We start from the raw sequence: 23,475 nt of genomic DNA, 5'->3' as shown, positions 1-23,475 counted from the left end.
TGAAGCCTCTTAGTCCGTTGCCGTTTCCAGCATTGGTTTGATTTGGGTTTGAATGACGCTTCTTGCGATCGGAAGCGTTGCCCCCGGCACCTGCCGGATCAGCGCACGGGCCCCTTGCTTGTCGAGCCCACCATTGGCCGCCTGTGAGGCGATCGTTGCCAAGTCCCGCAGAACTCCAATTGACGGGCCGAGGAAAGCGCCAGCACTGTTTCGGGTTGCGTATCTCGACACATCAGCCCCCCTATCCGGATCACCGGCGATGCCTTGCGCCGCGGACTTGAACCCAAGCGGAGAGCCAAGCTTTTCCGCTGTGTTGGAAACGTCCATCAAAACAGAGGCAATGCCCGTCCTGTCGAAGCCGTCCGCAATCCATAAGCCGGGGTTTTCCGTCAGACGCTTCGCCCCTTCGTAGTCGCCCCGCTCGATGTATTTCAGGTAGGAAACCATCATCCCGAGCGAGCTTCCAAGAACCAGAAATTCGGCCAGATGCTTTTGCCGTCCCTGCAGGCGTGACAGCAAGATCCGCTGATGTGATGCAAGCCCGAATGATTTGAACTGCATGACCAGCTTGCCGGTATTGGATCGCGCCCACAAAGGCTTGTCCGCAATTCCCGGCGTTATGATCGTGCCATCAACTTCCTTGTTCAGGGCCGCAGCCATGGCGCGGCGGGCTTCCTTGTCGTCCCATACCCTCAGATTGAGACCGGTAATCCCGTTTTCTTCCAACCCGTATTTCTGGATCTGGTCGGCAATCCGGGTTCCCATGGCTTCATCAATGCCGAGCTTTCCAAGGTAGGTTTTCTCGTGTTTGCTCAGCCGGTCGAAAGACACCTGCTTGCCAATGACGCCCCACTTGTCGGGCACTTCGGTGATATTCGACAAGAGCAGACGAGACACCTTGTTGCCCGTCATCACCGTTACGATCGACTTGTTCATGTCGTTCCAGCGGTCAAGAAACGTCAGTTTTGAAAAGCCGGAAGTGACATTCCCCATGATCCGGTCAGCCATCGTTCCCGATGCATAGGGGTCATGCAGATCAGCCAATTCGGCAAGACGTGACTGCAGGATCGTTTCAGTGACCGCGCCCCATTCTCGGGCATCCCTGCGCGCAATCTTGAGCGCCTGTGTCTCACGGCTCAACATCGGGAGCGTGGTCCGCATGAACTCCGTCAAGCCGTTCTTGGTCATCACGTTCGCCATGTCAGGCAGGCTCGACAGTGTGACGCCACCAAGCAGGCGGATATAGTTCCAGGCCAACGCCATTCGCGTGAATGCAGACCAGCCCGAACTTTCGTCAGAGGCCCGGTATGTGCCCCGGAGCATGTCGCGGAAGGCTTCAACCAACCGCACATCACGCTTTTCCTGATCGTTCAGTTTTGCCCGTTCAGCATCCGTCTTTGCCGCTTTCCTCAGCTCCTGATAATCCGCCCGGATTTCAGCAATCTGGTCTTTCATGTCCGCACGGCCAAAACGCCGGGTCAGCTCAACCTCTGCAGCCATTTGCCGGGTATAGCGCCGCGCAATCATCTCCATGTCGTTTTCAAGGAATTCCTCGATCATTTCGTCAGGAATGTTGAGCGTCCTACCCTTGAGCGGACCCTGTGTTGCGGGAACCATCCAAGACGGAGTGTCATCCACCGTCTTGCCCATGATCTTGTTGAACGTCGCTTCAACGGCTTCCTCGACATAGCTTTCAAGGTCCAGATCGTCGGAGAAGTCGAGTTCTTCCGCCCGATCCTTGGGCAACATCGGCTTCAACTTGTCGGCCTTATGCCCCGCCTTGATAACCCGCTCGTCTACCTTTGCCTTGTCGGCACGAAGGGCGCGCAGTTCTGCATCAAGTTCTGGCGTCAACCGGCCTTCGGCTTCCAGTCGTTCGATAGCGTCAATGCGGTTTGCGAGTTTGGATTGCTCATAGCGCCCCTTGGCGTAGGCTTTTCTGGTGTCGGCATAGTCGACAAGGATCTTCACCCGGTCCGAATTGTTGGCGAACTGGCGCACCTCGTTGATCGAGTTTTCCAACTCCGTCAGTTCATCGGTGAACTTCCTGACCTCCGCATCCGCAATGAGGCGCTCGTTGCTGATTTCATCGGACAGCTTGTCGAACTCGTCCAGGTCGCCCCACATCTTGCCGACAGACTGGTCAAGATCGGAAAGCTTGCCTTCATTGCGCAAAGCCTTTTCCAGATGGTCGCGCACTTCCTTCGCCGTTGCATTCGGTGGCAGACCGATCTTGTCGAGCCATTCGGAGACGTTGCGTTCCAACGCATCCCGAGCGCTTTCGATAGCCAATTCGTCGTCAAGGCGGATCGGGGAACCGGCCATTTCGTCAGCAATTGCCGACAGAATGTCATCCCGATCTGCATAGCCGTTCTGATCAACCCGCATTCCAGACAGAAGCGGCTCTTCACGGGCGACGAGGTTGTCAGCGTCAGACAGACCCTTGCCATTCTTGAACAGGCCCGGAGCAGTTTGCGGCGTCACCCCGATTGCCCGCAATTCCTGATCAAGGTGGGAACCAATCCTGACGCCCCCCTTGTCCTTCAAGAGATTGATCACAGGGCGCTTGGAGAGCTTCGGCGGGGCCTTGTGGCTCTCTGCTACCGCCCGCACCATTACATCATCGTCACGCGCTTCCTTTGCAGCGGCAATCACCTCTTTGGGGACGCGCCCCTTGAGCAGGTCGAAACGCTCCCCTTCCCGGCGCCGGATATCACCAAGCTTGCGGCCACGTGCTTCCTGCCTTTTGCCAAGCCGGTTTTCGATCGAGGTCAACCGGTCACGTGAGCGGGAAAGCTGTTCGTCAAGATCGGTTGCCCGGTTGATCTTGCGGGCAATCTCGATTTCCTCCTGACGGCCTACCGCCTTTTCAACCTCGCCCTTGATGTGCCGGCGCAAGATATCGCGGAACTTCCCCTCACCAGCGAGGATCTTCTTGTGGTTATAGATCCGGTAGAGATAGGAAGGAGCCGTTGTGACCTTCACACCTTCCGGCAGCAATTGCACCGCCACCCCTTCATCCTTGAGCGGGTTTGCGATTTCATCACGCCAAGCCTTTGCGACCTTCTCCACAAACGGATCGCCGTTCGGGTCAACGTCACCTCGACGGGCGGCCTTAGCCACCAACTCATTGAATTGGGTTTGCCGCCCTGAAAAACCGGCTTTCTTCGCTTCCTTGAACGCGAGCTTCTGCGTTGCCAGGTATCTCGACAATGCGCCTCGGGTCCACTGCTTCATGTTGGTTTCAACCGCAGCGCCAAGGGACCGCCCTTCCAATTCAGCCGCCGTGCCAACATGGTTTTCAGCCAGACGAAGGAACACTTGCCGGGATTTCATGGACTTGGAAGTCAGCAGCTCAAGGCCCGGATTAAGCTTCACAGCCGCCGTAGCATTGGCAATCGCCTTGACGGCACGAGGGCCGCCTATTTCCAGATCATCAAGGTTGATTTCATCGACGGCGGAAGCGCCGGCCGATTGCATCCGCCTTACAATCTCCTGGCTGATTTCCGAAGGGTGCGGCGTTGCATCTACAAGATCCTCTTCCAACGCACGGCTGAATTTTCGAAACTGGCTGGCAGAAAACACCTGCGCACCTGCAGCCCCGAGGATGGCGCCGACGATCACCGACCCACCAATGACCATGCCGCTTTCCACCGGGTCTTGCGATTGTTTGGCTACCAGCAGCCCCGCTTCTTGAACCGCAGCGCCAGCGCCAGCAGACAAGCCAACAGAAACAGCCGTCTTTGCGGCGCTGTATCCAATACGGCCAGCCTTCACGAATGCGCCGCCCGGGAGAAAGGTAGTAGGGCTGACGGTTCCTGCTAGAACATCAGAAAACGTCCCACCCCAACCTGCAGCCTCTATCACCGCCTGATCTTCTAGTTCGCGGTCCAGATCAGCGCGAACTACCTTTTCATGCTCTGAGTTGAACACTTCCAAGAAGCGACCTTCAAACCCCGGATAGGTTCTTTCAATGTCTTTCCAATCCGGCTGATAATCCGGGTCAACCGTTGTGAGAACGTCGCGGCCCGCCCACAACGTTTCTGACACCAGAGCGGCGCCCACCTCGTTATTGGTTCGGAAGGAAGGGCCGAGCGCGTCAAAGAAGCCTTTTTCTGGCTTTGCGTCGGACGGCGGACTGAGGTCCCACATATCGCGGGCAAGCGGCCCCGGATCAACTTTTTCTGATCGGTCAAACGGCATTACTTCTGCCCCCTTATGTAGGCCTCAATGTCCCGATAGAGAGACGGGAAGCCGCGAACCGCACGCAATGCTTCTTTGTTGTCGCCGCGCTCCAGTGCAGCTTGCGCCATTTCCAGAGCCTCGAATTCGCTGACCGCCTTTTCGTTCTGTTCGTACACCGTTTGTGTCTTGCTCGGGCGACCAGTAACCGGCGTTGCATTTTTGGGGCGCTTAACGGCGTCAACCGCCTTCTTTGCCTCCGCCGCTTGGGCCTCCGCAGGCGCAATCTTCGCCTTGGCGTCTTCAAGTCTCTTCTGATTTTCCGGTGTGTTCTGGACAGACAGCGCGGTAAGGGCGTCACGATAGTTCCGCCTGCTTTCTGCCAAGGTGTTTTCTTTTTCCTGTGCCTTGGATGAAAGCGCGTGCTCTTCTTGCAAGGCCTGCAATCGTTTGGCGTTAGCTGCCTCGGGGTCAGCATAGAACGGGAATTGTGCAACCTCGCTCCGCCCGTCCTTGGTATAGGACAGAGAATAGCGCACCGGTCTACCTGCTCGAATATCCTCAAGTGTCAGGTTTTCACCACTTGGGCCTATCAATGCAGACAAATGATAGTCATCAAATTCGATACCTTCAGCCGCGAAGTCTTCCTGTATTTGCTCATGAACGTACTCATGTGAGCCGCCAACGGCAGGCACGACCTGTTCAAGCGGGTATTTCACCAAAACATCGGCGCCGAAGCGGTTGAACTCGGAAGTGCCCCATGTCTTTAGGAACCGCTCATTTGCAAGCGCGGTAGCTGCGCCTTTGTCGCCTCCTGTCTCAATCCAAGCTTCCTCCAAAATTTCCCGGTATTCAGCTACACCGCGGCTTGTTTGGATTGGCTCGCCGCCAAGCGCGACACCGGAAAACCAACCACTCAATTCGCTTTCGATAAATTCCGCAGTTGCCCCCTTGATCGCCTTGCCTAGCTCTGGATCACTTTGAGCTTGTTTCCTCGCCGCTGCATATTCCGGGCTGTTTTGTGCAGCCAAACGCGCGCCCGCGTCTTCCTCGGATAAGCCGAGGCTTTCCCGGTAGACCCGCCACTTCAACGCGGCATCTTCCAAGGCCTGCCCGTTCTCGGCACCACGTACCGCCAATGGGTCAATCTCATAGAGCCTCATTGCGCTTGCAAAGGCGGCGCCAGCAGTGGCCGGGTTCGAGCTACGCAGGTTATTGCGGATCATGTCGACATAGGGCTTCGGCACTACGCCTTTGCGCTCCACAATGTCGACTGCAAGCTGATCCGGGTTTTCATGACCTTCCACCAGCGAATTCCAGACCCGTTGCGCGTCCTTCCTTGCATCCGGGTCAAGCGGGTTGCTCTTACCTTCCGTCTGCGCCCAGGTAACAGCAGATCGAAGCTTCTCCGTTTCCTTGAGAGCGCTATCCAATGAGTTGATGAGCGTGGCCTTTTGCCCGTTGTCCAACATCGGATCAGTGAGGATCTGTTGACGATCGACGGTCAAAGGATCATTGGCGATATCGAGCGCAAAGGCGTCCTTCCGATCCGATGCTATCGTGATCATGTCCCGTTGCGCCTGATCGGAGAGTTTCACCTGATCATCGTAGGAGAGCGCATCAATACGGGCCTGCACTTCCGGGGGAGCGTTCGGAATGCGACGAGCGCCCCGCACAATGTCCGCTTCCTCCTGCCGCCGATTACTGTTGACCCCGCTGTTATCCCCTTTCAGACCTTCAATCGCGATTGCGAGGGCTTCCATGTCCCCCGATTTGACAGCCGCATGAAGCCGCGTCGGGAGTTCCCCGTAGTTGTAGGTGATCGAGGTCAATGCGGCTTGCGCCCGAGGCGGCAAAGCCTGCCATGCATTCGCTCCTATCTGCTTCACGGCAACGGCCTGAAACTCACCAATGCGGCGGTTCAAATCGCGTTCGGCATCTTCTCGGGTGACAACGGTATCCTTGGTGACCTTGACGATTGTACCGTCTGCCTTTGTCACCGTGTCGGAACCGTAGCCCGTCCGGTAGTGGTTCACGTCCCAATAGGCGTTGTTCCTAAACCCTTCCTTTGACCGGATCAGGGAAGCCGCATCAACATTGGAACCGGCAAAGAGCTGTTGCCGCTCAGTTGCCGGAAGGGTGTCCACCCACGCAAGGGACGCCATGCGGTCCCACTGCTTTAGCGCGGCTTCCTTCTGGATCTTCGACAGGCCACTTTCCGAGATTAGGGCACGGCCATGCTCCCTTGCCTCTTCATAGGCGTTCGGGTTGCTGCGGATCGTCTTTGCAAGTGTGTCCTGCCCTTCGGCAATGCCCTGCTGAAAATACCGCTGGCGCTCGTTGTATTCGGTTTGCGAGAACCGTCCGAAGAACTGGCCCCGCAATCCCTTCACATCAAGTTCGGCTTGTGCCCTTTGGCTTTCTGGCAGTTTCGATACGAAGTCGCTCGCGTCCTTGTCGAATTGCGCAAGCATGTTTTCCGTGTAACCGGAAGCGCCCGGAGCAAGGTTATTGCTTGCCTCGAACTCGCGTTGAGACACGTTCGACGTGAAATCAAGCAGGCCTCTTTTGCGCTCGAAGTCGTCAATCTCGTTCTGTCGCTGTTGCGCCAGTGCTGCAACCTGACCTAGCGCCCCCGCCGACCGTTGCACCTGAGCACCAAGGGAAGCCATCGCCTCACCTTGGGACGTGTCGGCAATGACTTGTGCCTGACGAACGCCCGGAAGGTTCCGCGTACCTGAGTAGCGGGCCAAGTTTGCCATGGATTGCCTCGAATGCTGGTTACGTTCTCAAAGGGCGACGGTAGAAGGATTGACCAAGGGTTGTTACCGCCCCTGTCACCCCGCCGAGGATCGCCCCGAATTTCGCGGTCTTGCCTGCCTTGCGCTTGGAGACGGCCCGTTGCCGTGCCTCGCTTGCCTCGAACGCCAGGTTGTCTTGCTCGCCTTCGGCCCGGAAGCGGATCGCCTCAAGGTCTTGTGAAACCTCAAAGGCGTTATCGTCCATCACGTCAACCAGCGACCCGGTATCGGACAAGCCGCGCTCAGAGCCAGCGGCCACGTTGTTTCCGATGACCTTCTGATACTGGTCGAGCGTCCGGCGACGTTCAAAAGATGCCTGTGTTTGATTGATCGCCTGTTGACGCTCAGCCATGGCGGCCCGCCGTTCTTCGGCTGCAGCTTCCGCATTCGCCGCATCTTGAGCCCCTTGACCCTGAATGAACCCGCCCGCGAGCGAGGCGACAGCCGTCACTCCGGCAATTACCGCTGGATGGCACATTGCTCAAGGCTCCTGTGACAGGTTGTAATTCAAGGCAAGGATCGTGCAGGGCTTTCCGCCCGTCGCTTCAAGGACGATCTGGCCCCCGCTATCCCAAGACATTTCAATGTTGGCGTCGATCACCTCAGAACGGAGCGGAGCCGGATTGTCGTAAGGGTCGCCCGTCCGGTAGTGGATGCGGCTGTCAATGTGACCGCCGTCAACGCCAATATCCAAAACACCGGCTTCGAACACCGCAACCTTCACGTTGTCGACCTTCATCTTCCGGCCCATGGACGCCCCGTCCTGGGCATTGGTCGGAGGCGGCAGCGTTTTTGCTCGGGCGACAACATCAAGGCCGACCAGGATCTTCGAAGCCTTGCGTTCGTCAGGTAGCGAGACCGCGCCGCCTGTAACGGTAGCCCGATAGTCCGAGCCATCCGCGAACAGGACCACCTCTTTCCCCTCAAGGTGCCCAAGACCGGTCACAGTGGTCACAGGAACGCCCTCATAGCGTAGAGCGCTATCCAAGTGCCAAGCGTCCGCAATGTCCTCTCTGAGGAACGGCCTTTGCATGATTTCGATATAACGCTTCACCTGACCGTTGATTGAGCGCTTCACAATCATCCAGACTTCATCGAAGCCTTCGCCCGGGATGGTCTGCATGCATTCAACCACGCCGCCGAAATCATGGCGGTGCATGCCGAACACCTGCTGTTCCCGCTCATAGGTGAAGCCGATCGCCTGCCCGTTCGTATCCCACGGCCACACGATGCTATCTGGATATTGCTGGTAGCAGGCTCCCAGGATGCCCGGTGAAAACAGATGCGATTGCACTTCGCTTATGGACTGGCTCAACCGTCCGTTTGCCTCGTAGCTGTAGACCAGTTCCCGCAGATCCGTCCCGTATTGCCCGAAGTAGAGCATCACGGAACCAATCTTGATTGGCTGGATATGGTTGGAGCCAAAGTTTGTGTCTGGCTTCTGGTCGACATTATCCGGCCCGTAGGGGTCGCTTTCGATTGCCTTCCCAACGGAGCGAACGGCCTTCGACGTTCCTACAAGCAGATCGTTGTCATCTGCCAGCCATTGCACTTGGTTGACCTGACCGGACAAGATACCAACCGTAATTGCATCGGATGCCACCAGCGGCGAGGAAACTCCAAGCCGGGTGTAATCATCGGCCTGACTTTCCCAAACGGTTTGTGGCTCTTCCTGTGTACCGGCAAAGGCCAATCTGTTCTTGTGCCACCCCACGGCGGAGGGATAGCCGGTTGTTGCTGACCATGCACCAAGCCGCCAAATGCTTGTTGGGTAGGTGTCCAGAAGGCTTTGCCCGTGGACTTGCACCGTTACATGAGCCCCATGGACAAACCCGACAATTTCCAACCAACGCCAATCGCCATCACTTCCCTTGATCCGCACATGACGGCCAACATCGGAAGCAACAAACCCCGCGCCGCCATTGATGCCCGCTGTGCTGGTCGCGGTAAGGGCAACCGGTGCCTGCTGACTTGCCAGTTGGTGAAGGACAATTTGCCCGATTGCAGTGTTGTCCGAGTTCCGCCCGCCGCCTTCGGTGAACCGGAAGCGATAGAACCGGAAGGCTGTCTCATTCGGAAACGAGAACCGCCGCCATTCCGAGGAATTCCAGGTGTATTGTGCGTCCTGTGTATCGAGGATTGTCCAATTGACGTTGTCATTGGAGCCCTCAAACGCCCATTGCGCCGGCATATCGTCGTTCGTGCTGTTGTCGTTCGGCGCCTGCAGCATATAGGCATCGACCGTGACAGCTCCCGGAAACTCATAGGAGATCCACCCGTCGCCGGTTGAGCTGATGACCACCCGCCCGGGAGCGCGGTTGAACGCTGCATAGGCATCGGCGGCACCATTTGAAGACCGAACCACACCAGACGGCGCGGTGTTGCTGGACATTGGCGGGACCGGGTTTCCTGTTCCGTGAGCCTGCAAGCTTGTCTGGCTGATATTGACCGGAAGAAAAGGCCCATCCTTGAACTTCAAGGGTTCTATGGTCCATTGATCTTCGGCCAAACGCTTGAGTGCATGCTGACGAACACCGCCGCCAGTGATGAAAAGCGTATCCGTCGACTGCACGAATTTCAGGAACGGAAGAACCGCCAATGGATACGGCGTTGCGACTTCCACAGAACCAACCCGGCCAAATCGGGTATGAATACGGAAATAACCTTCCCCGAATTCAAGCATATAGTTTTGGCCGTTGCCGAACTCGAACGGGATCAGCCACGCACCCGTTGCGCTGGTCTTCACCTCGCCATGAAACCGGGTTCCGCCACGACGACGAAGGCCACCACGTTTCAGGGTGATGAAGTTTTCGCACTCGGCAAGGCCGGACAGAAACAATTCCAGGTCCGACCTGTGCAGCAATTCGGGGTCAAGTTCCCCGCGGCTGAATGTGGCTTGTCTGACATAGGTCATCGGACGGCGATCACTTCCGGCATGATTTCAAGTTGCGGGGTGCTTTGCATGGCGTCAGTTGCCCGTGCCTCGCTCAAGACCCGTTCGGCTTCCTGTGTCATGGTTTGAACCAGACTGTTCTTGCCCGCGATCACATGAGCCGCACCAGCCGCAAGGTAGTAGCTAAAAGCCTCGACAAAGAGCGGCGAGAACTCGCTTTCCCGATCGATCCGGCGCACATAGCGCAAATGAAACGGAGCAGGCGCGTCAGTCAGGATCTTGCCGCCCATCACTTCAAGCGGGATCGGAGCCCCATCCCGGCGCCCGCCCTCTGTCTGCAGGGGAACCCGCAAGCAGTCATGAGGAAGCCTGAATTGCCGCGCCCATCGAAAGGCAGGCTTTGCACCGTCCTCACCAAGTCGGACCAGATCAAGCGCAAAGTCCCATTCATGCTTTGCAAGCATCATGTCCCGGCGCTTGTGATAGTGCTGAGAGAACCAGCGGGCAGCAGTGCTTGACTTGTCAAAGGCGCTGATTGCTGGCTCTTTCAGATGGGCCAGCGCCTCATTCGCCATATCGACTTCTGTATTGACCGTGCCCGCCATGGTTCACCTCAGATCATTTCGCGCAGTTGAGCGGTTTCCCACTCTTCAAGGGCAGCAATGGCTTCGACCTTGTTCGAGGCTTCAACACCTGCGAAATCGTCAGCCCATTTCTGCAGCGTCTTCCAGTGTTCATCGCGCCAATTCGGCGGAAGATCTGGACGCTCGGGCTCTGTCTGCTTTGCAGCAGCCTTGAGCTTTTCATTGAAGGACTTGTTCCAGGCTTTCGAGTGGGCATCGGAAACGGCTTCCCGCTCCTTCTCAGCCGCCGTCTTCTCGCGCTGGAACCTGCCAAGGTCTTTCTTGGCTGTATCGTGCAAGCGCTTCATATGCGCCGCGTGTAGCTCTTTCGGGTTCATTCTGAAGCACTCCGATTGGGAAACAAAAAAGGCGAGGTTTCCCCCGCCTTCTTCAATTCATTCCAACCCCGACCGGGATCAGACGTTCACATCAAACGCCGCAAGCTTGATGTTCTCGCGGTCATACTTCCGGGTCCAGCTCGCGCCGTCCTGCAGCTCCGCCCAGGAGGCATAGTTGGCGTTTGCCATTGAGGCCCGCGTCCATGACATACCGTTGGGATGAAGCAGCTCGAAACGGCGGGTCATGAGACCATCCGCACCGCCGCCGCGACCGGTAATCGCGTCACGGACAATTTCCGTCCCTTCGTTGCCGTATTGCGTCGGTGCCGTGGGCACTTCGTCAATGTGCATGAACGCGCCGCGCCCGAAGAGGAAGCAGGTGTACTTGGGCGAATTTGTCCCGGCAGCAACCGGGAAGTACTTCGACCAGATCACTTGCATGCCTATGTAGGTCGGCACGCGAAACGGCGCATCAGACGGCTTGATCCATTCGATCTTTTCCGCGTCCATCAGTGTGGCGTAGACGTGGGTGTGCATCCCGATCGCGGTCATGTCTTCAAGCGCGTCCTCTGCGGTAAGACGTGACCGGTTGACGACCTGCGGGGAAATCCGGTTAGCCGCTGTGGGTGCGGCAATATCAGCATAGGCCCCGGCATAGAGCATATCGCCACCATGGTTCGCCACACTGTCCGCAATCACGCCCTGGGCGGTCTTGATGATGCGTTGTTCCTTGTTGAAGGACCAATAGGCACCGGCCCGCTCAGCGATCCGTTCCATCGGGGAACTGCCCTTGCCATTTGCCACCCACCCGGCAACGGACTTGGACTTCCAGTATTTGCCCATCTTGCTCTTGTAGGCGGTCATGTCATCAGCAGTGACCTTGCTCGCCTCGATGTCGGTGTCAGAGTCATCCGGGCCAATCGGTTCGGTGCGGTCCAGATCTTCCCAAAACGGCACCTCGATCTTGCGACCACCGGCATTGAAGCGGGAAGAGATTTCCTCCGTGGGAGCGGCGAGGATGCCGCTTTCATACAGCATCGCAAGCTTTTCATGACGGTTTTCCGCGATGTAAGGGGTAAACGTGCGCGGGTCGATCAGATCCGCAATGCGGGTATCAGCCATTGTTCAGCCTCTTAGGAAAGATAGAAGGTTTTCGGGTCACGGCCTGCTTGCTCAATCAGACGCTTTGCTTTGTCCGGGTTGGTCCGAATAAGCTCGTTCTGCTTGGCAAGATCAGGGTTCGTTTTGTCGAAGGGGTTCCCACCGCCTGCCCCGGCTAGCCCGTTTAGGCTGTCTTCGGAAAAGGCGTTGTCGTGAATGAAGGCCAGCAGCTTCACCGCAATCGGGTCCGCTACTTGCTGCGCGCCTTGGTCGTCCGGATCGGTCAGAATGCCTTTTTCAGCAAACCATGCCGACAGGTCGAGCCCCTTGTCGTTCAGCGCCTTGTTTGCCCGGTCAGCTTTGGCGACAAGGTTCTTGTAACCGTCGCTGTTCGGGTCGCCATACTCCTTCACAAGCTCCCGGTGCGCACTTTCGACCGCTTCCGCCTGCTGTTGAGCTGCTTGTTCGGCGGCTTCCAGAGATTGCCCCTGCAGTTCCGCCATCTTGCCGACCCACTTGTCATGCAGCGCTTGTGCCGCAATCGGGTGTAGACCGGCTTCCTTGAACCAGCCGCCTGCCTCTGTGGCAAACTCCTGGTCATAGGCAAAGTTCTCAGGCAGGCCGTCCGGCATCTTGAACTGGTAGCCATCCTGCGGTGTCCAGTTGCCGGAAACCTGCTTGTAGAATTCACTGTGCTGATCCGGCGTTGCATCGGCACCCGGCAGCTTGACCGCGCCGTTCAGTTGCTCTTGCAGCGACCGATAGCCATCGAACACGGCGTCAGGATTTTGAAACCCCTGCTCCTGTGCAAAGGAGCGGTTGTTTTCGCTCAAGGTGGACAGGAAGGCGTCACCATTGCCGCCGTTGCCGTTTGGCGTTCCCTGCCCGTCCTGTGCGCCGTTGCCGCCCTGTTCTCCGTTTCCGCCCAGGTTCATTGGTCTTCATCCTCTTTAAGTTGGAGTGTTTCGCGCCTTGCAGCTTCCTGCAGCGCAAGATGTTCTTCAGGTGTGACGGTCAGCATCGAGAGAATGCGGGCAAACAGCGCCTTGCGCCCGTCGACATACCCGCTTTGCCTCTCGTTCAGCTCATAGGGAGCCGCGAGGTACATGCCGCTTTCGGCGGCCAGATCAGCGAGTACGGCCTGACCTTCCGGGCATAAAAAAACGGCCCTGTAAGACCGCTCCAATTCCCTCGCCTGATTGTGTCGCCCTCGAATGAGACGCTTAACCCCCTGCCACATCACCGCCTGCCTGTTCTGCTAGGAGTTGGGCCATAGGAGCGCCGTCCTTTGCCATTCGGGCCATGCTTTCACCCATAGCCATTTGCTCTTGTTGCTGCTGCTGTTCGGCCCGCTGTGCGCGAAGCTTCTCGACCTCTTCCGGCTTGCGCAGGAGTTTTGCCGGAAGCCCGAGCGAGCGGCGAGCCATATCCGCGCTTTCGTCGCCATCGACCCAATCCAGAACGGTCGGATCGGTTTGCGCCTTTGCGCCAAGGTATTGTTCGAAGCCCATAAGCGCCTCGAAGTTCCCGGCCTCGCGCATCTGGTCGATCGGAGCGGTAGAGGCAACCGTGATTTCCCCGGAAAGGCTTTGTGGCGGGGCCAGTGGAGATCCTTCCTCAAATGCCCCGCGCTTACCGAGAATGCCGATTTCACGGTCAAACATCGGACCATGCCCGGCCTGAATGTTGGTGGTGAACGGCCCGATCATGTCAGCCATTTCCTGACGGCGAATATTGGCTTCCGTTGCCGTCCGGCCGTTGCCTTCCAGCAGTGTTTGCCACAAATCACCATAGAGACCGATCCGCAGTTGCTCGCGAATGGCCTCGATCATCTGCGAACTTGCGCCAGGGTTTACCGCGTCGTGCATTGGCGCATAGAGCCGCCGCCCCTGTTCATCAATCATCCCCGGATTTACTCGACCCGGATTGAAATCAATGGGCCGTTCAACACTATACACGGCCAGTGCCGGACGCACAGCGATACCGGAGGCGGTCAGTCCGTCCTTGGCCAGCTTTTGAAGCGACTTGATATCGCCCATCAGCTTGGCTTGTGGTGGAGAGCCATAGGGCGAAAGACCATCCCTGTCCCATCGGCTTATGCTCAGGGGATAGTCGAAGAAACCACCCTGCTTGCAGATGTGCTTTGTCTCTGTCTCGAAGTGGATCGCCTCATAGAGCGACTTCTTGGCGTCGACTGCCCCGGCATATCCGCCTTCTCGAAGCATGCAGGCCTGAACGATCGTGTGGGTGCGCGTCTTGCGCTTGGGGTCGCCCGCATCTTCGCGAACCTTGGAAGATACCTTCTTCTCCCCGTACTCCTTGACGATCTGCCACGCCTGCAGGGTGCGTTCACGGAAGAACCCGCAATCATTCCCCTGTGCGTCTACGATCAGATAGACCTCATGAAGCGGGATATAGCGATAGAAGATTGGCGTCTTGATATCGGCAAAGGACGTGTCGTTCTCTGCCAGGTACATCACGCCCGTGCCAAGCTTGACCGTCGATTTCAGCTTTGACCGGTTGGAAAGCGCAAACCCGGACTTGTCGGAATACCTGATACGGAACAGATGGTCCCGCAGAGTGTCAAAATATTCCTCTTCTTCCTGTGTCGGATCGGGGGCAAACGGATCATCTGAGGTAATGCCGTGCCAAGGAAAGCCCTTCGGGGTGGTCAGACTTTCAACGCCGGACGTGAGACGATCGAGAAGCCAAACCGCAGTGCCGTCATGGATATGGCGGGAACGCTGACGTGCTGCAGAGCTTTGCAGGGCCATGACACCGGAGTGAGCCTTTCCAAGTGTGCCCTCAAAGCCCTTCTCCATGTCGGGAGCGGTGAAGGCGACATAATCCCGCCAGTCGCTTTCGTAGCCCTGCCGGAGAGATTGAGCCGCCGAGAACTCCGTTTTCAGATCGTCTACGACACCCATTGATCAGCCTGCTTGTCCGAGAAGTGTCACGCCCTGTGACTTGGAGCCAAAGTTATTGACGCCCAAAGGAGCGGTCAGCGTGGTTGCACGGCGCCCATAGGCTGCAGCACGGCGGCGACGTTCATTTTCCGCCAGATTTTGCGCCTGACGTTGCGGCTCAGGATCACGCGGAGGCGGAGGGACTTCCTTCACCGGCTGCGCTTTCGGTTTGCTTGGCATGCACATGATCAGACCTCACACAATGAGAGCGGCAAGAGACAGCACCCCGGCGAACACCGAGACGCACCACAGAATGTTGCAAAGGCGATCCATGGAGAGGCAACCACCCACACTTGCGAAGTAGGCAGCGCCAGAGCAGACAATCGCCGCCAGCGCCCCGCCTGTGTTCAGGGAAAGCAGGTTTGCAAGAAACAGCATGACGACTGTCAGAGCGCCGTAGATGTAGACGCCGGGAAGATGGACGTTAAGCATTTCAAATTTTCCTATTCAACGTCTTCGCCACGAAACAAGGCGGCCAAGCGCTCGATACCTGGGCCCATTTGTTCGCCATTTCCATAGCCTCTCGCGCAAAGCAGGACGCCATAGCGCATCAGTTCAAGGCCGAAGAAGAACCCAAGCAGAAAGCAACCCAACGCGCCCCAAATCATTTCCTCACCCATGAATAGACGGCGAAGTCCTCGCCATTGCGACCGTAAGAGCGCAAGACGCCCTCAAACTCGGCACCAAGGCCCTCAAGCCATCGGTGCGAAACGTCATGATCAAGGCTGGTGATCACCTGCAGACGGCGACACTCAGCCTCGATTATGTCTTTGATGCTTTCGATATGCCGCGTGATGATCGGAACGCAGCGCTTGAACTTGGTTGTTCCAAAGGCCCACGCCTGCCAGTGATCCGGGTCAAAGGCCGCAGCGTGGGAAAACCCGTAGGCCGCCACCGGTTGCCCATCACACCACACCGACCACGCCATTCCGGCAACCGCATTATCGACACAGACAATGCCGAGGGCCCGGTTGTCGTATTGCTTCCAAAGACACCCGATTTCCGAAAAGTCCTGGGGGCGCATGTTTGCCGCGATGTAGGACGCATCACGGACGTTCAGATCCTTGATTACCAATCGTCCAGCGGGTCGACGGCAGGCAGTGCCTGCGTTGCCCTTTGGTCCCTCATGACCCGTTTGAATGCCGCCTTGTCTTTCCATTGCAGAGCCATGACGTGACCGTCCGCTTCATCTGGTGAAGAGCCGGTACGCGCCTTTATGTCCTCTTTGCTTTCAATCAGGATCTTGCCGCCCTGCAGCTTCCATCTGTGCGCGGTCAATTGCGCCTTGACGGTTGCCGATCGCTTGATGGCGAGCCCGAGGCCAGACTTGGGGTGCAGCGCCTCACGGAAGCGCCAATACATTTCCGCCCTGAGATTGTAGAACGGGATCTTGCTTTCCTTTGCCGAGGCCCCGGAGTGGGAAGAGAAAACGCATTTCTCAACCCGGATATCGTTTTCACGGCTCAAGAAGCCCACTGTGTCGCCGCCCCAACCGCCCGTGCAGTCGACCACGATCAGCGCATTGTCGCGCCGTTCCTTGATCACCAGAGACCCAACGTCCGCGCCGTCCTTGGTATCGACACCCTTGCGGCTGATCACCTCTTCAAAGCGCACACCCTGCAGCGGGACAAGGCACGTCTTGTCCTTGCCCCCTTGCGCCACGTCGACCGCTATCACGTCCATGGGCTTGCCTGCATCAACGCCAGCCTCGTAGCGCTGGAAGGCAAGCTCCACCCATTCAGACGGGATCACCTGCCATTCGTGGTCCTGCCGAGCAGCCATGAAGTCGCCGGTCTTGAGCGCCGTGCGCAACGGTTCCGGCATCTGGTCAAGCTGTGCGTCGTAGTCTTCACCCAGGAACTTGTTGTCCTGCCGCTTTGCCGGGATGAATGTCCGGCTTTTTGGCGTCCTGACTTCCCCGTCAATCTCCACAGGTTCAGGCCCATCCACCCACACCGATCGGATTGCGTCACCGTCATCGATGAAGACCGCCCAGAGCAATTCACCCGGTTTCACCGATCCATAAAGCGTGTGCAGCGGGTCGAGCCATGGGCCGAACCATTCCACCAGAAAATCACCCTGACCGTTGAGCGGCGGGTTAGAAGCCAGCAAGGCGCGGCATCGTTGCCCTGCCCTTGTCGATCGCAGCCAGCCCATCACGAAGATAATCTTGCGCGGATCCATCTGCGCAGCTTCATCAAAGGCTTTCAGGTCGTGGTCGCGCCCCTGCCAATCCTCTTCGGCCCCCGGCACTCCCAAATGTCCGAACTCGATCATTCGTTCATCAGGAGCCACCCAACGAGGCGGGTTGCCTGCAATCTTCCCCATCCCTGCCGATCGCATGATGGCGTTCATGCGCTCTATCAGGCCCTTGCAGCTTTTCAGACTGTCGCGAAATATCGCCACCTTGTGATGTGCAAAGAGGGACAGGCCCGCAATCAGGTCGGTTTTCCCCCCACCTGCAGCCCCGCCGTAGTAGGTCAGATCCGCTTCGCAGAAATATCCGTCCGTTTGCGGCCCGGGTTGCGGCGCCCAATGTTCGAACTGGTCGAGAACCCCGGCTTCGTCCAGTTGCTTTTGCAAGGCAACCCGGCTTGCGGCATCCATGCTGTTGATCTTGTCAATCAGAGCTTCCAGAGCCGTTGCCATCGTCGCCCGCTTTCTCACCTGTCAGGATTGCCATCACACCGAGGGCGATTTGCTCTGTGCTGCGAGGTTTCAGCTTCTCCATTTTTTGCGCATCGTCCGGGGTGCCGAAGATGCCCCTTGCATCGATGTCGGTGCGATCGCGCCACCCTGCCCGGTTCTTCATGTTGAAGATCCACGAGGCGGAGTTGAAACCGTCAATCTTGCCTTGTGCGCCTTGCTGCCCGAGTTTTTCCCAGAACAACAGCCCACGTCTTGCGGCCTCTTCCAGCTTTTCGGGCGGAAAATCTTCGGGATATTGCTCGGCGTAGTAGCGGATTGTCTTGCGGGAAGCGTCAGGGAAACTCTCGATGGAGAACCCGTGCGAGATATGGTCACAGAACGCCTTGCAGGCTGCTTGCCGCTCTTTTGGGGTCGGCCACTTTGCAGCGTAGTTGTTGCCCTTCGGTGCTGGCATGCCTTTTACTCCCCATCCAGATTGGCAAGTGCCAATTCCTGCACCACCATTTGAGCCGCCCCAAGCATGGTGTAGCCACCCACGCGCCCGCCTAACCGGTAGTCGCTGCAGTTGTCTGGGTAGAGGCCCACAATAGCCACCCCATCTATTGCCCCTGCCCTCGCCATTTCGAGAGCCTTTTCCAGAGCCTCGACGCATTGGGCGTTAGGTTCGCCGGGTTGAGAGATCGGCCCACCGTTCAGAGAGACAACCTTGTCCATGATCTTCAAGCCCCTACAGCCTGCACGGCCATCTTGACCGCCTTGTCAGGCACCACACGGCAGACAAACCCGTGAATTGACTGGTTCAGACTGACACCCCCGCATATTCCGCAGGTGATCCGGCGCCTTCCGTTCTTGTGGTCGATAGTGCAACCGCCCAGAAAGCGGCCCCAATCCTTGAGGCCTGTTGCTTCCTTCTGGATATATTGGGCGATCACATGGCCGTTTTCACAAACCAGCCACTCCCCCTCTCTCGGCGCATCCTTGTACGGCTGCAGCGTTCGCATCGCACCGGCAAGGATGCCTTGAGGATCTGGCATCAGTTCGCCCTTTCAGGTTCATGAACACGGCCAGCCTCGAAATCCCGCGCAATGGCCTTGAGCAGAGAGCCGAACGCCTGTTGCGGCAGTCCTGACACTTCATAGGCCTTGACGATCAAAGTCACGGCTTCCTGTGATTGCTCAGAAGGCATTTCATGAACTCCATAGAAAAACCCGCCAAACGTGCTGTAAGGCGGGCAATATTTGAGCTAAAAGACGAGTCCTTTTGACTAGCGCCTACAAATTCATTTTTGAGAGTTCCATGGCAGAACCAACAACAGCGTTAACATTTCTTTCGACACTTTGGGAGAAAGCGCCACCTAGGCCGGGCGTTTTTGGACTCACATCATTGATAGCCGGAGCTGGATTTTTTGCGATCGACATCGCGCACAATCTAAGAAGTGGGATACCAATTACTCTAGCAGGGCCTTCCGCTGTTGAGCTCTCAGGTCAAACCATCTTTTTTATGGTCTTTGGTGTCGGCTTTATTCTAGTTGGATTTGTTAAAGCGGTGTGGACACTGCTTGTGCGCTTTTGGGCCTTGGTAAAAGAGCCCTACTACAACCGCAAGCGGGCTAAAGAGCTGCTATCTCTCATTCCAGTTCTCGACCAAGCAAAGTTGATTGTTCTTTTTCATGTCTGCCACCAACCGAAAGGACGGTTACAGTCATTGGGTGCGTACGGTCCATTTTACGGGCTTCGTAGGCAGGGCTTCCTAGAAACAATAATACCTCACCAAGCGTTCTCGGACAAAGACACCATTGTTCAACTTAACCGCAGCCTATATTCGAAAAAAGCTGAGGTTCTTGCATCCATCGAACAACATATCACAAAGGAAAATATGGAATGGATCGCGTCACCAGAGGCCGCATCTATAGCGACGACTGCTATTATGGACGGACGACTAAAACGCCTTTGAATTTTTCAGCTTAAGTTCGTTAAATACCCGATCCTTTTTGACTGGGTTAGACTCTACCATTTAGCTTGCGAGGCGTGCGGAACAGCCCACCGGCATGACGTGAAAAAGGCCCGCTTTGCGCGAGCCCTCCAAATCAGATATCTTGCCGGGTGTTGGACCATCAACCTTGCCGCATGTTCTTGGCAATTCCCGGCGCATGTCTCTTGAAGGCAGCGCCGTTTTTTTTGGCGCATTTCTTCAAGGTAACCTTATGAGGCTTGTTTTAAGCCGGTTTTGTCGAAGTCCGCAACCATGCCCGATTGTCTTAACCCACTGCCTAGACACAGTTTTTCGGATAGCTTTTTCAGAACAACGCGATTGCGACTGATAACCGTTGTGCGTTTCCAGCCATATTTTTCGCAAACCTGACTGAATTTACCCGCCCCGGCCTGACACATGACCTCAAATTGCAAGGCTCGGCGCGCTTCCACATCTTCGACCAGAGGCCACCAGGTCATTGCCTCTTCGGCCCGTGATATTTCCAGAGGGGAGTATTGCCGCCGCCGTCTTACATTCCTCACCATTTCAGGATCGGGCCAAGTGGAGAGGACATTGCGGGGACCGTCGCCCTTTCCTGTGGCAGCGACCACTTCAACGGCTTCGATAAGGCGGGCAAGGATTTCTTCGGGTGTATCAGGAAGCAAGTTAGTGTCTCCTATTTTGGCAGAGAGAGGCTTTGAGATAGCTGTTTGACCTGACTTAACGCCCGCTCGATCTCGCTCTTTGACGCCTCAAGGGATTGGAAATCTTCGCAATCAAGCCGAGACTTAATTTCTAAGACCCGGGCAGCGAGTACATTTGCCCTCTGTTTTAGATCCTCCAACTCGTTGTGTTTACCGGTTGGGGAAAATGACAGTGCACCACCAGTTTCAACGGCGCTTTGCCACCATGCTCTTTGGGCCCGTTCCGCCTGTGAGTTGAACCCTAGCAATATGATCTCTGCTTCGTTACAGCAGCTCCGAACGGCAATTCTACGCTCTGATAAAAGGCTATTCTCGTTGAACCTGTTGGCTGACTTGGCAACCAGTAGAGCCCAAGCGGAAATCACGAGGGCAAAAATTGAGACAAGCGCGGTTATCCCGTCGCTCGGGTTTGCTGAAAACCAATTCAAAACAACGTCCATATCAAATGCCTTTTTTCAGCCAGCCAGATCATCAACGGAAGATATGTAATCACTTAAGACACGGTTTTCACTTCGCCGTGCACATGGTCTTGTCTGCATAGTGATAGCCGGAGAACTTCGGCCAATCGCAGGCGTGGCCCTTGGCGACAAGATCCGCGGCCAGATCCAGCTCACCAACAAAGCATTGGGCGACCACACGCTTTGAACTGATAACCGGCGATCGGGTATCACAGGGCGTTCCACCGCCCACCACCACACACCTTGCCTCTTTGCCCCTTGCCAGTTGCTCAAGGTACTCAAGTGCTTCTGCAGCCCCCGGATTGTGATCCTCGGGCGCATCAATGCCGCACAGCCTGACGCGCAGCTCATTGATTTGAAGGGTGTCGCCGTCAATCACGCGGGAAACCGTTCCTGTGATCTCCTGTGCACCGGCAAAGGCTATTCCAAGCCCGAGCATGCAAACCGCAATCAATATCCTCACGCTGCTTTCTCCTTTCGTGTTGCTTCCGTCAGCTCGTCCATTTTGTAGGAGAGCAGAACCGTCATCGTGACCGTTGGCGCGTCCCTGTTCGCCCGCTTTGCACTGGCAAGAAGCGCATCGAGGTCGAGTTGATCAAAGAGGGTCAGGAAATCCGACCGCTCCACCAGCTCCGGCCTGTTCAGGATCAGCCAGGAAACCGCCGTGAAAACCTGAGACACCCAATTGCCCCGGTTCCTTGTTGTGTTGATCAGGCCGAACACCAGACGTAGATGCTCGGGCCCGTAATTCTTGAGAAGCGTTTGACAGGTGCGCCGTGCCTTTGACTGGTGGCGCCCTTTCACTCGCTTGGTGTGGTCGATGAAGTGAACGCCGAATTCCCCGGCGATCCTGTCAACGTGGCCGCCCGAAGTCATTCACCCAATCCTTTCACGCTGTTTTGCAGGATGCGCAATTCGTCTTGGATCGCAGACAATGTTTTGCTGAGAGCGCCTATTTTCTCCCGCGTCTGCCGTGCTGTTCGTGTCGACAGTCTGTCAGCTTCCGCGCCCTCGTAAGTCGTGAACCGGTGGCCACAGGAACCACACACCCGGCGACGGCGGATCAGGTTGGCCGATGGCCTGCTGTCCTTCACAGAAGTTGCAGCACTACATCTCGGGCAATCCATCACGCGCCCTCCTTCTGCAATTGTGCAAAGGCCGCTTCTGCACGTTCCTTTGGGGTCATTGGCTTGGGCTTTGCTGCTTGTGCCGGCTGTTGCCCTTTTCCAAGTTTCCTTTGCAGCGTGGCGATGCCTTTCCAGACCCGCAGTTCAAGGGACAGGAGCCAGTTGCGGGATTTCTCGTAGTTCAATTCGTCCTCGATCGTTGCCCCACTCTTGGCCGCCTTGGACTGGTTGATCTTCACCATGCGCCGCGCTTCCTCGATCTGTTCTTGCAGCTCTTTCACAGCATGACCTCCTGTTCGTCCTCGGGGTCTTCGAAGCGGACGCGATCGGGATTGAACCGCAGTTTCTTTTCTCCCATGCGGCCATTGCGCGCCTTGGTGCATTTGATTTGGGCGAGCCCCTTCCAGTCGTTGATGATCTTGTCGAGTTTCGCCTGTTCCCGGTCATCCCGGCCGGAGAGACTTTCCATCTTTTGGGCCGGTTGCTGCATGAGCAGAACTATGTCGGCCAATTGCCCGAGTTCACCGCCACCAAAGAGGTCATTGGTGTGGAACATCACGTCAGACCGCTTGTAGAATTCCTCTTTGACCTGGGCGAGGACCATCATCGTGACATTGAGATCCTTGGTGATCCTGTAGAGCTTGTGCGCCGATGCCTGCACACGGTCGATCAGGCCGCGGCAGGATTTATCCTCGGGGTCAACGTGCTTGATCGTGTCGACCACCACCAAGCCGCAATCACCATATCGATGCTTGAAGCTTTCAATGCGGGAGCGGATCTTTGACACCCGCATGTCACCGGTATGGCAGACCTCATAAGGCAAGCCTTCAAGCCTCTTGGCCGCCAGCAGGATCTTTTCAATATCCGCCTGCGTCACCTCTCCGGCGCGCACCGCCTTTGAGGAAACGCCGGTTCTCGTTACCAGTTCCCGACCTGCGATCATTTCCGGCTTCATTTCCGGCTGGATCTGCAGAACCGGGCGACGGCTGGCTATGTGCATGATGATCTGATGGGCCAGTACAGACTTGCCGTGATAGGAAGGCCCACCCAAGACAATGAAATCACCGTCAATGAAGGTTCCCGCAATCCGGTCGATCGGCTTGAGCCCCCAATCCATCCCGATTTGAGCCCCGGTTTGGAACGCATTGGACGCTTCATTTGCGTATGCGAGCGCCGCCTCTGCCAAAGTCACATTCTCGGAGCGGACCGAAAACGTCAAAATCCTGTCCAAGGAGGCTTTCAAGGAGAGCGCCAGATCAGCGCCGGTACTCTGCCCCTTGGCGATCTTCTCTTGCGCGTCCTTGAGGATGCTTTGCACGCTATCAAGCGCGGCATGATCCGCCATAACCTCGGCCAGATCGTCAAGGCTCACATCACCGTCTACCCGGTCGCAGCAAGTCATCAGGAACGTTGCAAGGTCCGGTATTCCAAACCGTGCAGGATCGGCCTTTACCTTCTCCCGCAGCATCGGGATTGAAATCTTGGTTCCCGATCGGGTTAGCGCCAGCATTTCACGCCAGATGGTCCGCGTCAGGTCATTGTGAAAGGCCGTTTCCGGCACACGGTCGACAACCTGATGAATGGAAACCGGGTTGTTCAGGACAAGGCCCAAAAGTTCGGCTTCGCGGTCGGGGATATTGGGAAATCGGAAGGTCATGCAAG

At 56.8% G+C, this 23,475-nt stretch carries 27 protein-coding genes; 1 reads left to right on the top strand and 26 read right to left on the bottom strand.

The genetic code is table 11. The features are described from left to right. Positions 1 to 9: 9 nt before the first annotated feature. The 19 genes from F0155_RS08310 to F0155_RS23390 all read right to left on the bottom strand — a co-directional run bounded on the left by F0155_RS08310 (position 10) and on the right by F0155_RS23390 (position 18,739). On the bottom strand, positions 10 to 4,203 hold the full coding sequence (locus F0155_RS08310) for a hypothetical protein (protein WP_150524031.1): 4,194 nt from the start codon (positions 4,201 to 4,203) through the stop codon (positions 10 to 12). Further along, entirely contained in the window at positions 4,203 to 6,944 is a 2,742-nt protein-coding gene (locus F0155_RS08305) for a lysozyme (RefSeq protein ID WP_150524030.1), read from the bottom strand. The genes F0155_RS08310 and F0155_RS08305 overlap by 1 nt, the downstream gene beginning before the upstream one ends. A 19-nt stretch (positions 6,945 to 6,963) precedes the next feature. After that, positions 6,964 to 7,461, bottom strand: a complete 498-nt coding sequence (locus F0155_RS08300) for a virion core protein, T7 gp14 family (protein ID WP_150524029.1) — start codon at positions 7,459 to 7,461, stop codon at positions 6,964 to 6,966. A 3-nt stretch (positions 7,462 to 7,464) separates the two neighbouring features. Then, a complete protein-coding gene (locus F0155_RS08295; RefSeq protein WP_150524028.1) occupies positions 7,465 to 9,897 on the bottom strand; it encodes a discoidin domain-containing protein in 2,433 nt (810 codons plus the stop codon). Beyond that, on the bottom strand, positions 9,894 to 10,481 hold the full coding sequence (locus F0155_RS08290) for a phage connector family protein (protein ID WP_150524027.1): 588 nt from the start codon (positions 10,479 to 10,481) through the stop codon (positions 9,894 to 9,896). The genes F0155_RS08295 and F0155_RS08290 overlap by 4 nt, the downstream gene beginning before the upstream one ends. An 8-nt stretch (positions 10,482 to 10,489) precedes the next feature. After that, the gene (locus F0155_RS08285) at positions 10,490 to 10,837 is read right to left on the bottom strand and encodes a hypothetical protein (RefSeq protein WP_150524026.1); all 348 of its coding nucleotides are present in this window, start codon (positions 10,835 to 10,837) and stop codon (positions 10,490 to 10,492) included. 78 nt (positions 10,838 to 10,915) lie between these two features. Continuing rightward, the gene (locus F0155_RS08280; protein ID WP_150524025.1) at positions 10,916 to 11,959 is read right to left on the bottom strand and encodes a hypothetical protein; all 1,044 of its coding nucleotides are present in this window, start codon (positions 11,957 to 11,959) and stop codon (positions 10,916 to 10,918) included. A gap of 11 nt (positions 11,960 to 11,970) precedes the next feature. Then, on the bottom strand, positions 11,971 to 12,873 hold the full coding sequence (locus tag F0155_RS08275; RefSeq protein WP_150524024.1) for a hypothetical protein: 903 nt from the start codon (positions 12,871 to 12,873) through the stop codon (positions 11,971 to 11,973). Further along, on the bottom strand, positions 12,870 to 13,178 hold the full coding sequence (locus tag F0155_RS08270; protein WP_150524023.1) for a Bbp19 family protein: 309 nt from the start codon (positions 13,176 to 13,178) through the stop codon (positions 12,870 to 12,872). The genes F0155_RS08275 and F0155_RS08270 overlap by 4 nt, the downstream gene beginning before the upstream one ends. Then, a complete protein-coding gene (locus F0155_RS08265; protein ID WP_150524022.1) occupies positions 13,162 to 14,865 on the bottom strand; it encodes a portal protein in 1,704 nt (567 codons plus the stop codon). The genes F0155_RS08270 and F0155_RS08265 overlap by 17 nt, the downstream gene beginning before the upstream one ends. A gap of 3 nt (positions 14,866 to 14,868) precedes the next feature. After that, positions 14,869 to 15,090: a hypothetical protein gene (locus F0155_RS08260; protein WP_150524021.1), complete on the bottom strand. Its 222-nt coding sequence runs from the start codon at positions 15,088 to 15,090 to the stop codon at positions 14,869 to 14,871. Positions 15,091 to 15,099: 9 nt separating this feature from the next. Further along, positions 15,100 to 15,336 carry a hypothetical protein gene (locus tag F0155_RS08255; RefSeq protein ID WP_150524020.1) on the bottom strand — a complete coding sequence of 79 codons (237 nt, stop codon included), beginning with the start codon at positions 15,334 to 15,336 and terminating at the stop codon, positions 15,100 to 15,102. Positions 15,337 to 15,347: 11 nt separating this feature from the next. Next, positions 15,348 to 15,497 (bottom strand): hypothetical protein, encoded by a 150-nt coding sequence (locus F0155_RS23395; RefSeq protein ID WP_161599779.1) that lies wholly within the window; start codon positions 15,495 to 15,497, stop codon positions 15,348 to 15,350. 11 nt (positions 15,498 to 15,508) lie between these two features. Continuing rightward, positions 15,509 to 15,979, bottom strand: a complete 471-nt coding sequence (locus F0155_RS08250) for a hypothetical protein (RefSeq protein WP_150524019.1) — start codon at positions 15,977 to 15,979, stop codon at positions 15,509 to 15,511. Continuing rightward, the gene (locus F0155_RS08245) at positions 15,973 to 17,553 is read right to left on the bottom strand and encodes a terminase (RefSeq protein ID WP_150524018.1); all 1,581 of its coding nucleotides are present in this window, start codon (positions 17,551 to 17,553) and stop codon (positions 15,973 to 15,975) included. The genes F0155_RS08250 and F0155_RS08245 overlap by 7 nt, the downstream gene beginning before the upstream one ends. Continuing rightward, positions 17,525 to 18,007, bottom strand: coding sequence for a hypothetical protein (locus tag F0155_RS08240; protein ID WP_150524017.1), 483 nt, complete (start codon positions 18,005 to 18,007; stop codon positions 17,525 to 17,527). Before F0155_RS08240 ends, F0155_RS08245 begins: the two co-directional genes overlap by 29 nt. Before the next feature lie 5 nt (positions 18,008 to 18,012). After that, positions 18,013 to 18,267 carry a 4-hydroxythreonine-4-phosphate dehydrogenase PdxA gene (locus F0155_RS08235; protein ID WP_150524016.1) on the bottom strand — a complete coding sequence of 85 codons (255 nt, stop codon included), beginning with the start codon at positions 18,265 to 18,267 and terminating at the stop codon, positions 18,013 to 18,015. Between the two features lie 5 nt (positions 18,268 to 18,272). Further along, positions 18,273 to 18,587, bottom strand: coding sequence for a hypothetical protein (locus F0155_RS08230; protein ID WP_150524015.1), 315 nt, complete (start codon positions 18,585 to 18,587; stop codon positions 18,273 to 18,275). Beyond that, positions 18,587 to 18,739, bottom strand: a complete 153-nt coding sequence (locus F0155_RS23390; protein WP_161599778.1) for a hypothetical protein — start codon at positions 18,737 to 18,739, stop codon at positions 18,587 to 18,589. Before F0155_RS23390 ends, F0155_RS08230 begins: the two co-directional genes overlap by 1 nt. Positions 18,740 to 18,849: 110 nt before the next feature. Here F0155_RS23390 and F0155_RS08225 point away from each other — a divergent pair, with 110 nt between their 5' ends. After that, entirely contained in the window at positions 18,850 to 19,506 is a 657-nt protein-coding gene (locus F0155_RS08225) for a hypothetical protein (RefSeq protein WP_150524014.1), read from the top strand. Positions 19,507 to 19,754: 248 nt separating this feature from the next. On the opposite strand, the gene F0155_RS08220 is transcribed toward F0155_RS08225, so the two are convergent. The 7 genes from F0155_RS08220 to F0155_RS08195 form a co-directional block, all read right to left on the bottom strand. Further along, a complete protein-coding gene (locus F0155_RS08220) occupies positions 19,755 to 20,003 on the bottom strand; it encodes a hypothetical protein (RefSeq protein WP_150524013.1) in 249 nt (82 codons plus the stop codon). A gap of 197 nt (positions 20,004 to 20,200) precedes the next feature. Continuing rightward, positions 20,201 to 20,668, bottom strand: a complete 468-nt coding sequence (locus F0155_RS08215) for a hypothetical protein (RefSeq protein ID WP_150524012.1) — start codon at positions 20,666 to 20,668, stop codon at positions 20,201 to 20,203. A gap of 67 nt (positions 20,669 to 20,735) precedes the next feature. Further along, the gene (locus F0155_RS08210) at positions 20,736 to 21,149 is read right to left on the bottom strand and encodes a thermonuclease family protein (RefSeq protein WP_150524011.1); all 414 of its coding nucleotides are present in this window, start codon (positions 21,147 to 21,149) and stop codon (positions 20,736 to 20,738) included. After that, positions 21,146 to 21,562 (bottom strand): hypothetical protein, encoded by a 417-nt coding sequence (locus tag F0155_RS08205; protein WP_150524010.1) that lies wholly within the window; start codon positions 21,560 to 21,562, stop codon positions 21,146 to 21,148. The genes F0155_RS08210 and F0155_RS08205 overlap by 4 nt, the downstream gene beginning before the upstream one ends. Beyond that, complete coding sequence (locus tag F0155_RS24110; RefSeq protein ID WP_425299915.1) at positions 21,559 to 21,813, bottom strand: NrdR family transcriptional regulator; 255 nt, start codon at positions 21,811 to 21,813, stop codon at positions 21,559 to 21,561. Before F0155_RS24110 ends, F0155_RS08205 begins: the two co-directional genes overlap by 4 nt. Beyond that, a complete protein-coding gene (locus F0155_RS08200) occupies positions 21,813 to 22,094 on the bottom strand; it encodes a hypothetical protein (RefSeq protein ID WP_150524009.1) in 282 nt (93 codons plus the stop codon). Before F0155_RS08200 ends, F0155_RS24110 begins: the two co-directional genes overlap by 1 nt. Continuing rightward, positions 22,091 to 23,470, bottom strand: a complete 1,380-nt coding sequence (locus tag F0155_RS08195; protein WP_150524008.1) for a DnaB-like helicase C-terminal domain-containing protein — start codon at positions 23,468 to 23,470, stop codon at positions 22,091 to 22,093. The genes F0155_RS08200 and F0155_RS08195 overlap by 4 nt, the downstream gene beginning before the upstream one ends. Positions 23,471 to 23,475 lie beyond the last annotated feature (5 nt).

Source organism: Roseibium sediminis (assembly GCF_008711325.1).
Classification (GTDB): Bacteria; Pseudomonadota; Alphaproteobacteria; order Rhizobiales; family Stappiaceae; genus Roseibium; species Roseibium sediminis.
The sequence above is the reverse complement of the archived record's forward strand: the minus strand, read 5'-3'. Positions and strand labels throughout refer to the sequence as shown.

Coding starts and splice junctions, on each gene's coding strand:
- F0155_RS08310 (WP_150524031.1), bottom strand. CDS start 4,203: ATGCCGTTTGACCGATCAGAAAAAGTTGATCCGGGGCCGCTTGCCCGC.
- F0155_RS08305 (WP_150524030.1), bottom strand. CDS start 6,944: ATGGCAAACTTGGCCCGCTACTCAGGTACGCGGAACCTTCCGGGCGTT.
- F0155_RS08300 (WP_150524029.1), bottom strand. CDS start 7,461: ATGTGCCATCCAGCGGTAATTGCCGGAGTGACGGCTGTCGCCTCGCTC.
- F0155_RS08295 (WP_150524028.1), bottom strand. CDS start 9,897: ATGACCTATGTCAGACAAGCCACATTCAGCCGCGGGGAACTTGACCCC.
- F0155_RS08290 (WP_150524027.1), bottom strand. CDS start 10,481: ATGGCGGGCACGGTCAATACAGAAGTCGATATGGCGAATGAGGCGCTG.
- F0155_RS08285 (WP_150524026.1), bottom strand. CDS start 10,837: ATGAACCCGAAAGAGCTACACGCGGCGCATATGAAGCGCTTGCACGAT.
- F0155_RS08280 (WP_150524025.1), bottom strand. CDS start 11,959: ATGGCTGATACCCGCATTGCGGATCTGATCGACCCGCGCACGTTTACC.
- F0155_RS08275 (WP_150524024.1), bottom strand. CDS start 12,873: ATGAACCTGGGCGGAAACGGAGAACAGGGCGGCAACGGCGCACAGGAC.
- F0155_RS08270 (WP_150524023.1), bottom strand. CDS start 13,178: ATGTGGCAGGGGGTTAAGCGTCTCATTCGAGGGCGACACAATCAGGCG.
- F0155_RS08265 (WP_150524022.1), bottom strand. CDS start 14,865: ATGGGTGTCGTAGACGATCTGAAAACGGAGTTCTCGGCGGCTCAATCT.
- F0155_RS08260 (WP_150524021.1), bottom strand. CDS start 15,090: ATGTGCATGCCAAGCAAACCGAAAGCGCAGCCGGTGAAGGAAGTCCCT.
- F0155_RS08255 (WP_150524020.1), bottom strand. CDS start 15,336: ATGCTTAACGTCCATCTTCCCGGCGTCTACATCTACGGCGCTCTGACA.
- F0155_RS08245 (WP_150524018.1), bottom strand. CDS start 17,553: ATGGCAACGGCTCTGGAAGCTCTGATTGACAAGATCAACAGCATGGAT.
- F0155_RS08240 (WP_150524017.1), bottom strand. CDS start 18,007: ATGCCAGCACCGAAGGGCAACAACTACGCTGCAAAGTGGCCGACCCCA.
- F0155_RS08235 (WP_150524016.1), bottom strand. CDS start 18,267: ATGGACAAGGTTGTCTCTCTGAACGGTGGGCCGATCTCTCAACCCGGC.
- F0155_RS08230 (WP_150524015.1), bottom strand. CDS start 18,587: ATGCCAGATCCTCAAGGCATCCTTGCCGGTGCGATGCGAACGCTGCAG.
- F0155_RS23390 (WP_161599778.1), bottom strand. CDS start 18,739: ATGCCTTCTGAGCAATCACAGGAAGCCGTGACTTTGATCGTCAAGGCC.
- F0155_RS08225 (WP_150524014.1), top strand. CDS start 18,850: ATGGCAGAACCAACAACAGCGTTAACATTTCTTTCGACACTTTGGGAG.
- F0155_RS08220 (WP_150524013.1), bottom strand. CDS start 20,003: ATGACCTGGTGGCCTCTGGTCGAAGATGTGGAAGCGCGCCGAGCCTTG.
- F0155_RS08215 (WP_150524012.1), bottom strand. CDS start 20,668: ATGGACGTTGTTTTGAATTGGTTTTCAGCAAACCCGAGCGACGGGATA.
- F0155_RS08205 (WP_150524010.1), bottom strand. CDS start 21,562: ATGACTTCGGGCGGCCACGTTGACAGGATCGCCGGGGAATTCGGCGTT.
- F0155_RS24110 (WP_425299915.1), bottom strand. CDS start 21,813: ATGGATTGCCCGAGATGTAGTGCTGCAACTTCTGTGAAGGACAGCAGG.
- F0155_RS08195 (WP_150524008.1), bottom strand. CDS start 23,470: ATGACCTTCCGATTTCCCAATATCCCCGACCGCGAAGCCGAACTTTTG.